This is a genomic window from Rhodopseudomonas sp. BR0C11 (assembly GCF_010820945.1).
Classification (GTDB): Bacteria; Pseudomonadota; Alphaproteobacteria; order Rhizobiales; family Xanthobacteraceae; genus Rhodopseudomonas; species Rhodopseudomonas palustris_H.
Window position 1 is genome coordinate 1 of sequence record NZ_QTKI01000170.1, and the last position, 9371, is coordinate 9371.

Annotated in this window: 7 protein-coding genes and 1 pseudogene; 2 read left to right on the forward strand and 6 right to left on the reverse strand. The window is 65.0% G+C overall.

The features are described 5' to 3' along the window. The 4 genes and pseudogenes from DYI24_RS14370 to DYI24_RS14385 all read right to left on the reverse strand — a co-directional run. Positions 1-198, reverse strand: a pseudogene (locus DYI24_RS14370) (hypothetical protein); the annotation flags it as partial. A gap of 126 nt (positions 199-324) precedes the next feature. Then, positions 325-1809: an efflux transporter outer membrane subunit gene (locus DYI24_RS14375; protein ID WP_164572771.1), complete on the reverse strand. Its 1485-nt coding sequence runs from the start codon at positions 1807-1809 to the stop codon at positions 325-327. Beyond that, positions 1809-5030, reverse strand: a complete 3222-nt coding sequence (locus DYI24_RS14380) for an efflux RND transporter permease subunit (protein ID WP_164572772.1) — start codon at positions 5028-5030, stop codon at positions 1809-1811. Before DYI24_RS14380 ends, DYI24_RS14375 begins: the two co-directional genes overlap by 1 nt. Before the next feature lie 27 nt (positions 5031-5057). Then, complete coding sequence (locus DYI24_RS14385; protein WP_164572773.1) at positions 5058-6185, reverse strand: efflux RND transporter periplasmic adaptor subunit; 1128 nt, start codon at positions 6183-6185, stop codon at positions 5058-5060. A gap of 280 nt (positions 6186-6465) precedes the next feature. Between DYI24_RS14385 and DYI24_RS14390 the strand changes: the two genes are divergently transcribed. Next, a complete protein-coding gene (locus DYI24_RS14390; RefSeq protein ID WP_164572774.1) occupies positions 6466-7140 on the forward strand; it encodes a response regulator transcription factor in 675 nt (224 codons plus the stop codon). Further along, positions 7141-8508, forward strand: coding sequence for an ATP-binding protein (locus DYI24_RS14395; RefSeq protein WP_164572775.1), 1368 nt, complete (start codon positions 7141-7143; stop codon positions 8506-8508). Between the two features lie 40 nt (positions 8509-8548). On the opposite strand, the gene DYI24_RS14400 is transcribed toward DYI24_RS14395, so the two are convergent. Both DYI24_RS14400 and DYI24_RS14405 read right to left on the reverse strand, forming a co-directional pair. Further along, the gene (locus DYI24_RS14400) at positions 8549-9091 is read right to left on the reverse strand and encodes a GNAT family N-acetyltransferase (RefSeq protein WP_164572776.1); all 543 of its coding nucleotides are present in this window, start codon (positions 9089-9091) and stop codon (positions 8549-8551) included. A 22-nt stretch (positions 9092-9113) separates the two neighbouring features. Further along, positions 9114-9371 (reverse strand): Orn/Lys/Arg family decarboxylase (locus tag DYI24_RS14405; protein WP_502706344.1); only part of this gene is annotated, 258 nt, incomplete at its 5' end.

Sequence of the window (9371 nt, forward strand, 5' to 3'; positions counted from 1 at the left end):
GTGCTGGCTATGTATCTGCTGGCGGGCGCCGTGCGACGGCAGCGAGACGATCGCAGTGGCGGAACCGGTGTTCACGTCGAGATCGCACAGCCCGTGCACGGCGCCCGCCAGCAGATACATAGCCAGCACGGCCATAGCGACGGCCTGGCGCGAAACGCGCAGCAGACGATGCTGGAAAATGCGGGCGATCAGCGTCACGATGGCTCTCACGGGTCGAGACAAGCGGATAACACGCGCCTCGCATCCGTGTCGATCTGCAATAACATAACAAAATCGCGGCGGATCGATCTGTCGCAGCCCGGGAACCCGCCTGCTCCTTCAGGCCTACTGTAAAGCTGCCGTGACCGGCAGATCGTCGAGCACGCAGCTTCGCCAATCGGTTCCACATCCCGCCGGCCAGCTTCCGCCGATGGCCATGAATAGCGCCGCCGCATCCGACAGGCGCGTCGCCTCCGCCTGAACATGCGCGATCGAGGCATTGAGGTAGGTCTGCTGGGCATTCAGGACCACAACCTGATTGACCTGCCCGAGCGCAAGCTGCTTGCGGATGATGTCGAGGCTGGCCTTTGCTGCGGCCTCCGATTTGGCGGCAGCGCGCACCAGGGCTGCATCGTGCTGCAGGCTCTGCAGCGCGTCGGCGACATTCTGCAGCGCCGAGATCACGGCCTGGCGATACTGCGCATCCGCCTGCTCCAGTGCGGCCTCGGCGGCGCGCTGCTTGTGCAGCAACGTCATGCCGTCGATGATCGGCTGGGTGGCATTGGCGGCCAGCAGATAGAACCCGGTGCCGGGCGCGAACAGTTGCGCAAAGTTGGTAGCGCTCGCGCCGGCCGTGCTGGCGCCGACGCTGATGTTCGGCAGGCGCGCCGCCACCGCCACACCGACCTGCGCGCTTACCGCATGCAGATTGGCCTCCGCAGCCCGCACGTCCGGCCGGCGTCGCACCAGCGTGCTCGGCACCAGAACCGGAATGTTGCGCGGCAGGCTGAGGCGCGCCAGTTCGAAACGCTCCGGGACTTGGGCTGCCGAGTAGTTGCCGGCCAGCGCGGTCAACAGATCTCGTTGAATCGCGAGTTGCTTCTCCAGCGGCGGCAAGGTCTGCTCGACCTGGGCAAGCGCCGCCTCCTGGGTCAGGACATCGACCTGCGCCGCCTGCCCTGCCTCGAACTGCGACTTCAGGATGCCGAGGATGTCGCGCTCGATCGCCACGATCTTCTTGGTGGCAGCGATCTGGCCGCGCAGCGAGGCTTCCCCGATCGCCGCAGTGACGACATTGGCGGTCAGCGTCAAATGCGTCGCCTCGAGTAGGAACTGCTGCTGCTCGGTGATGGCGTCGAGGCTCTCCACCGCGCGCGCGTTGCTGCCCCAGACGTCGAACGTGTAGGCGATGTTGAGCTGCGCGGTGTGCAGCGACAGCCGCTGCTGCGGCGCATCGGAAGCTTCGTTGTTCGACGACAATTGTGTCGATGGACCATAGCTGGCGCTGACCTGCGGAAAGAACAGTCCCCGCTGCGCCAGCGCATTGAAGTGCGCCACCTTGATCGCAGCATCCGCTGCCTGCAGGGTCGGATTGCGCACCACCGTCGCGCGCACCAGCCGGTCGAGCGGCTCGGAGCGGAACGCCGACCACCAGCGGGTCGGCACATCCTCGGCGACCACGAAAGGCTGAGCTTTGTCTGGCGATTTCGCCGGCAAGGCCGCCGCCGTGTAGCGATCGACCTCGGGGGACGGCGGCTGCACGAAATTCGGACCGACAGCACAGCCGGCGAGACAGATGCACGTGCCGAGGGCGCCGAGCCAACGCAGCATCACGGCTCTCCCTGTGGTGCGGCCTGGGGAGCAGCGCTGGTCCGCCCCGCCTCCTCGCGAGCAAAAGCGAGCTTGCGCAGCGCCGGTGCCACCGCCAGCAGCAACAGCGGGCCGATGAACATGCCGCCGACCACAACGGTCGCCAAGGGCCGCTGCACTTGGCTGCCGATGTCGTGCGACAGCGCCGCAGGAAACAGCCCGACGCCGGCCGACAGCGCCGTCATCAGCATCGGGCGCATCCGTTGCTCGGAGGCCTGCCGCACCGCATCGGCGACGCTCACGCCGCCGGCGCGTAGCTCGCGGAAATAAGTGATGTTGAGGATGCCGTCCATCACCGCGACGCCGAGCAGCGAGATGAAGCCGATCGCGGCCGAGACGCTGAATTCCAGCCCGGACAGATACAACGCGATGACGCCGCCGCCGGCCGCGAACGGAATGCCGAGCAGCGCTATCAGGCTGTCGCGCAGCGTATTGAACAACGCATACAGCAGCACGAACACCAGCAGCAGCGTGATCGGAACCACGATCATCAACCGCGCTTTGGCATCCTGCAGATTGTCGAATTCGCCGGACCAGATCAGCCGATAGCCGGGCGGCAGCTGCACCGCATCGTTGACCCGCTGCTGCGCCTCGGCGACGGTGCCGCCAAGGTCGCGGCCACGGACGCTGAACTTGATCGGAATGTAGCGCTGGCTCCTCTCGCGGTAGATGAAGGACGCGCCGGTATCGAGCGAGATGGTGGCGACTTCGCTGAGCGGGATGTAGGCGTTGACGCCGCTCGGCGTCGCGTAAGCAATCTTCAGCTCGCGCACCGCATCGACGCTTTCGCGAAACTTCGGATCGAGCCGCACCGCGACGCCGAACTGCCGGTCGGCTTCGAGCACCGTGGTGGCGATGCTGCCGCCGACCGCCGCCTGAATCACCGAATTGACATCGCCGGTGTTGAGGCCGTAGCGCGCGGCGCGCTCGCGATCGACCTTGATGTTGAGATTGGGCTGGCCGAGCAGATGAAACACGCCGAGGTCGGCGACGCCGCGCACCTTGGCCATCTCCTGCATCACCTGCCCGGCGAGTTGTTCCAACACCTGCAGGTTCGGGCCGACAATCTTGACCGAGTTGGCGCCCTTCACCCCGGACAGAGCCTCCTCGATATTGTCCTGGATGTACTGCGAGAAATTAAAGGTGACGCCCGGCAGCTCGGCGTCGAATTCCTTCTGCAGCTGCTCCGCCAACATCTCCTTGGTCAGGCCGGTCGGCCATTCCGAGAACGGCTTCACCGGCGCGAACAGCTCGACGTTGGAGAACGCAGAGGCGTCGCTGCCGTTGTCCGGTCGGCCGTGCTGCGACACCACGGTGATGACTTCCGGATGCCGCAACAGGATCTCGCGCATCTTGCGGACGTAACTGGTGCCGGCGTCGAGCGACATCGTCGGCGGCATCGCCGCCCGGATCCAGAAATTGCCCTCCTCTAGCGCCGGCAGAAACTCGCTGCCGAGACGGCTGGCGGCCAAACCTGCGACACAAAGGAAAACTAGGCCAACAACCGCCGCGACCTTGGTGCGGCCAAGCGACCAGCGCAGCACCGGCTCATAGGCGCGGCGCAGACCGCGCACGATCGCGGTCTCATGTTCCTCAATGGTCTTCGGCAACAGCAGCGACGCCAGCACGGGCGTGATCGTGAAGGTCGAGATCAGCGCACCTGCCAGTGCATAGCCATAGGTGCGCGCCATCGGGCCGAAGATCTGGCCTTCGACGCCCTGCATGGTGAACAGCGGCACGAACGCGGTCACCGTGATTGCGGCGGTGAACAGCACCGCTTTGTCGACCTGCAGTGCGCTCAGGAAGATCAGCCGCAGCCGATCGGTCCACACCTGCGGCTCGCCCGTGCCGGCACCGCTCTGCTGCAGCTGCACCAGCATCCGCCGCTGCGGCTCGGCCGGCGACTGCAGATTGCGGAAGATGTTCTCCATCATGATCACGGCGGAGTCGACGATGATGCCGAAATCGACCGCGCCGAGCGACAGCAGATTGGCATCCTCGCCACGCAGCACCAGGATGATGATCGAGAAGAACAGCGCGAACGGAATGCTGGCGCTCACGATCAGCGCGCTGCGCAGATCGCCGAGAAAGATCCACTGGATCAGGAACACCAAGAGGCAACCGACGATCAGATTGTGCAGCACCGTCCGGGTGGTCACCGCGACGAGCGCGCCGCGATCGTAATACGGCACGATCTTGACGCCGGGCGGCAGGCTGCCGTCGCGATTGAGCTTGGCGACCTCCTCCTCGACCTTCGGCACGATGTCGTTGGTGTGCTGGGTCCGCCCCATCACCACGATCGCAGCGGCGACATCGTCGCTGCTGTCGCGCCCGGCGATGCCGAGCCGCGGCACGTAGCCGACCGAGACCTTGGCGACATCCTTGATCTGAATCGGCAGCCCGCCCGACTGGGTCAGCACGACGTTCTCGATGTCCTGGACCTTGTAGCCATTGGCGATGGAATCATCGCCGCCGGAATCGACCAACCCAATGCCGCGGATGTTCACGGACTGTTGGCCGATGGTGATTTCGCGCGCACCGACATTGAGGTTCGCGTTGCCGAGCGCCGACACCATCTGCGGCACGGTGATGTTGTAGGCCTCGAGCTTCTGCAGGTCGGCGTCAACGTTGAACTGCTTGGTGGTCCCGCCCCAGGCATTGATCTGCACCACACCGGGCACCGTCATCAGCCGCCGCGCCACGATATAGTCCTGCACGGTACGCAGATTGGTCAGCCCGTAATTCGGCGGCCCGACTAGCTGATAGCGAAAGATCTCGCCAACCAGGCTCGACTGCTGAATGGTCGGCACCAGATTATTCGGCAGCGAGATGTTCTGCTGGATCGAATTGGCAGCCTGCGTCAGCGCGAAATAATAATCGACCCCGTAGGCAAAGGTGACGCGGACGAACGATAGGCCGTAGAACGATGTCGAGCGGATGTTGACCACGCCGGGTGTGGGATACAGCCCAACCTCCATCGGGATGGTGTAGTACTTCTCCATCTCCTCGGCTGACAGCCCCGCGGCCTGCGCGGTGATTTCGAGGATCACCGGCGCAGGATTGGGATAGGCCTCGACGTTGAGCCGGGTGAACGCCGCGATGCCGGCGCCGCAGAACACGATCAGCGCCAGCACGATGATGGCCTTGCGGGTCAGGCCAAACTCAATGATGTTCTTGAACACGATGAACGCCGCCGGCTTTGCTGTCGATCAGCCGCTCGCGGCGTTCGCGAGCTTGTTGCTGAGGAAGATCGCACCGGTGCCGACCACCAGTTCACCCGGCGCGACGCCGTCGAGGATCTGGCGGCGGCCGCCCTGAGCCAAGCCGATCTTGACTAGCCGGCGCTGAAAGCTGCGGCGGTCGCGAGTCACCCAAACCGCCATGGTGCCGTCACCTTCGCGCACCACCGCATCGAGCCGCACCGCGGGGGACGTCACCGGCTTCGCCACCTCGATAGTGAAATTGGCCAGCATGCCGGGGCGCAGCAGATTGGCCGGGTCGTCGATCTCCGAGCGAACCAACTGGCGGTGCGAACTCGGATCGATGCTGCTGCCGAGCGCCGTCACCCGGCCACGAAACACCTGCCCAGGATAGGCCGCCACCCGCGCTTCGACCGGCTGGCCGAGCCGGAACGCGGGCGCATCGGTCTCGACGACGTTGGCCACCATCCATTTGATCGACAGATTGGCGAGCGTCAGCGGTGGAGGCGCGCTGCCGGGTTGCACGTAGAGACCCGGTGCCGCGTTGCGTGCGGTCACCTGCCCGTCCACCGGGCTGCGCACGATCAGGGTCGAGTCGACGTGTCGCTCGGCGATGATGCGGTCGATCTCGGCTTCCGATTTGCCGAAGATGCGGACCGCATCGCGTGCCGCCTTGTGGTTGCCTTCAGCGGTCTGTTGATCGGACGTGGCCTGATCGACGTCGCGCTGCGGCGCACCGCCGGTCTTCAGCAGCTGGCGCACGCGGTTGAGATTGCGGTTCTGCAGCTCCAGCACGCCGGCGGTCGCGAGTAGCGTCGACTCCGCCTGCAGCAGATCGGAGCTGTCGATGGTGAACAGCGGCGCGCCCTTCTTCACCTCGTCGCCGAGATTGAAGAAGGTGTCGATGATCCGTCCGGCATAGGGCGTGAACACCTGCACCAGCAGGTTTTCGTTGTAGGCGATCGCACCCAGCGCGTCCTTGGTGATGCGGAATTCGCGCTGCTCGACCGGCTCGATGCTGATCGCCTCGACCTGCTTGGCCGAGAGCGCGATCGTCTGCTGGGCTAGATCGATGCCATCCCGGCTCGTATCCGCCGGCTGCGCTCCGGCCGGCGCGACGAGACTGCCGGATCGCATGGCAAGCCCCACGCACCCGGCCGCAATCAGAAGCGCGACCGCTGCAGCGTAAATCGGTGTCTTCCAGCTGTGCTGCATCTGCGCCCCGCAGTCGAACAGATCGGCCGTTTCCGGACGCCTTCGCTGTGGTTAGCAGACCGAGCTTACACCAACCTGACACGGCGCCGTCGCGCTCGCAAAATTACCAATTTCGCTGCCCGCGTTTGGCTTCTGTACGCTCACGGCTTGCACGTGGTACGAAGCACAAGTCCCGATCGTCACAATCTTGCTTGCCCCCGCGATGCGCCTCCTGATCGTCGAAGACAACCTCGAACTGGCGGACCTGATTTCGCGGGGCGTCAACGCAGCCGGCTACGATGTCGACATCGTCAGCGGGGTCGAGGATGCGCGCGCTGCACTCGCATCGGTGAACTACGTCGCGATGGCGCTCGACCTCGGATTGCCGGACGGCGACGGCATGTCGCTATTGCGCGAGCTGCGCGCCGGCCATGAATCGATCCCGGTGCTGGTGCTGACGGCGCGCAGCGGCGTGCAGGACCGCGTCTCCGGCTTGAAAGCCGGTGCCGACGACTATCTGGTCAAGCCGTTCGCGATCGAGGAGATGGTGGCGCGCATTGAAGCTATCCTGCGGCGGCCTGGGCACCTGCTCGGCCGCTCGCTCACCCTCGGCAATCTGACTTTCGATACCGAAGGACGCCAGATCTTGATCAGCGGCGAGCCGCGCCTGTTGTCGGGCCGCGAGCTCAACGTGCTCGAATTACTGCTGCGCCGCCAGGGTCGCGTCGTGCCGAAGAAGACGCTCGAGGATCAGATCTTCGGGCTCGGCGGCGATGTCGCCTCGAATGCGGTCGAGGTCTATGTCTCGCGGCTGCGCAAGCAGCTCGAAGAACTCGGTGCCACGGTGCAGATCCGGACGATCCGCGGCGTCGGCTATCTGCTGTCGGAGATCAAGTAAGTGTTCCGGCGCGACTCGCTGACCACCCGCATCCTGCTGCTGCATGTGGTGGCGCTGACGATCACCGCGGTGGTGCTGCCGCTGATCCTGTTCTGGCTGCTCAATCGCGAGATCGACAGGCTGCACAGCGATGCGATGCGTCGCCAAGCTGAAGTCGTAGCCGAACATCTCACCGTCGGCTCGGACGGGCAACTCGATCTCACCCTGCCGCAGGACTTGCGTGACGTGTATTCGGCGGCCTATGGCCGCTATGCCTATGCGGTGATCGACAGCTCAGGCCAAGTGCTGTTCAGTTCGAACCCGGACCGCAAACCGCTGCTACCGCGCCGATCCGCGGACCGCGCCTCGTGGTTCGGTCTCGTCACTGGTTCGACCGGCCTGTCGGGAGACAGCATCGAGCGACGCATTGGCGGCCGGACGCTGACGATCCAGGTGGTCGAAGATCTGTCGAATGGCGACGTCATCATCGACGACATTGCAGCCAACTTCTTCCATCGCGCCGGCTGGATCGTTCTGCCGATCCTGCTGCTGCTCCTCGCCTTCGACATCGTGATCTTCCGGCGCGCGATCCGCCCCCTGGTCGACGCTTCGGAGCGCGCCGCCAGTATCGGCCCGAGCCGCACCGACATCCGGCTGCCGATGCAGGGTATCCCCAGCGAAATCCGACCGCTGGTCAGCGCTGTGAATCAGGCGTTCGATCGGCTCGAACACGGCTTCAACGAGCAGCGCCGGTTCACCGCGGATGCCGCTCACGAACTGCGGACGCCGCTCGCGATCCTCAGCGCGCGGATCGAGACGCTGGAGCCGAAACCGGCCGGGAAAGACCTGCAGCGCAACCTTGCCGCGATGAGCCGGATCGTGTCGCAGCTGCTTGATGTCGCCGAGATGGACGCGATGCGGGTCGATCCGGACGAGACCGTCGACCTCGTCGAGATCGCAACCGAACTGATCGAGACCGTCGCGCTGGCTGCGCTCACCGCCGGGAAGGAGATCGGCCTGCGCGGCGGCGATCATCCCGTCCCTGTGCGCGGCAATGCCGAGATGATCCGGCGCGCGCTGCGCAACCTCGTGGACAATGCGATCCGCCATACACCACCAGGCACCGAGGTGATGATCGAAGTCGATGCGGCGGGACCCTGCGTCGCGGTGCGCGATCATGGCCCCGGCATCGCCGAGGCCGATCGCAGCCTGATCTTCCAGCGGTTCTGGCGCGGCAACCGAGCCCGCAGCGATGGCGCCGGACTAGGCCTTGCGATCGTCAAGGCGGTCGTCGACGAACATGGCGGCGCCATCGACGTGGCCGACGCTCCAGGCGGCGGCGCGCTGATCACGTTGACGTTTCAGAAGCCGGATGCGCCCTCAGTGTGACGCGCGCAGCCTGAGAGGGACTTGTCGGATTGAACTTCGATCAAATCACGGGAGGCGTGGTCGCGCCGGCGCCCAGCGATCGCTGCACCATCACCGTATCGGCCCAGCGGCCATAACGATACGCGACGCCTGGCAGCCGCCCGACGGTGGCGAAGCCGAAGCTATGGTGCAGGCCGAGCGAAGCGGTGTTGTCACCGTCGATATAGCCGATCATCTGCCGGAAGCCCGCCGCGGCACAGGCGTCGATCAGCTCGTGCATCAACAGCCGGCCGATGCCGCTGCCGAGGTGATCCGGATGCACATAGATCGAGTGCTTCACCGTATAGCGATAAGCCGGCCGCTTGCGGAACAGCACGACATAGGCATATCCCACGACGGTCTCGCCACGGATCGCCACCAGATGCGGGAAGCGGCGGTTGCGCAGATTCTTGCGCCGCTCTTTCAGATCGTCCGGCTGCGGCGTGCCATGATCGTCGATTCCCTCATCGAGACCGCGCCGGATGTAATAGCGATAGATATCGAGCATCGCCTCGACGTCGCCGTCGTGCGAGGAGCGTATCAGGATGGGCGAAGCAGCGTCCACGGCAACTCCAGGAGGCGGCGGGTTATTCGGCCACGACGTAGGTGTAGAGACGCACCCGGCCCGCTTCGTCGAACTCGCGGTAGACGCCCTGGATCTCGACGTCGAAGCCCGGGAATTCGTTGAAGCTGCGCTCGAACATCTGCAAGTAATCAAGCATCGGCTGGGCCCGTTCACTCAGCCGCTCGCCGGGAACAATCGTCGCAATCCCCGGCGGATAGACCACGAACGGCGTGGTGGCGATCCGGTTCGCGACCTGGCTGATCGGCAGATAATCGACATC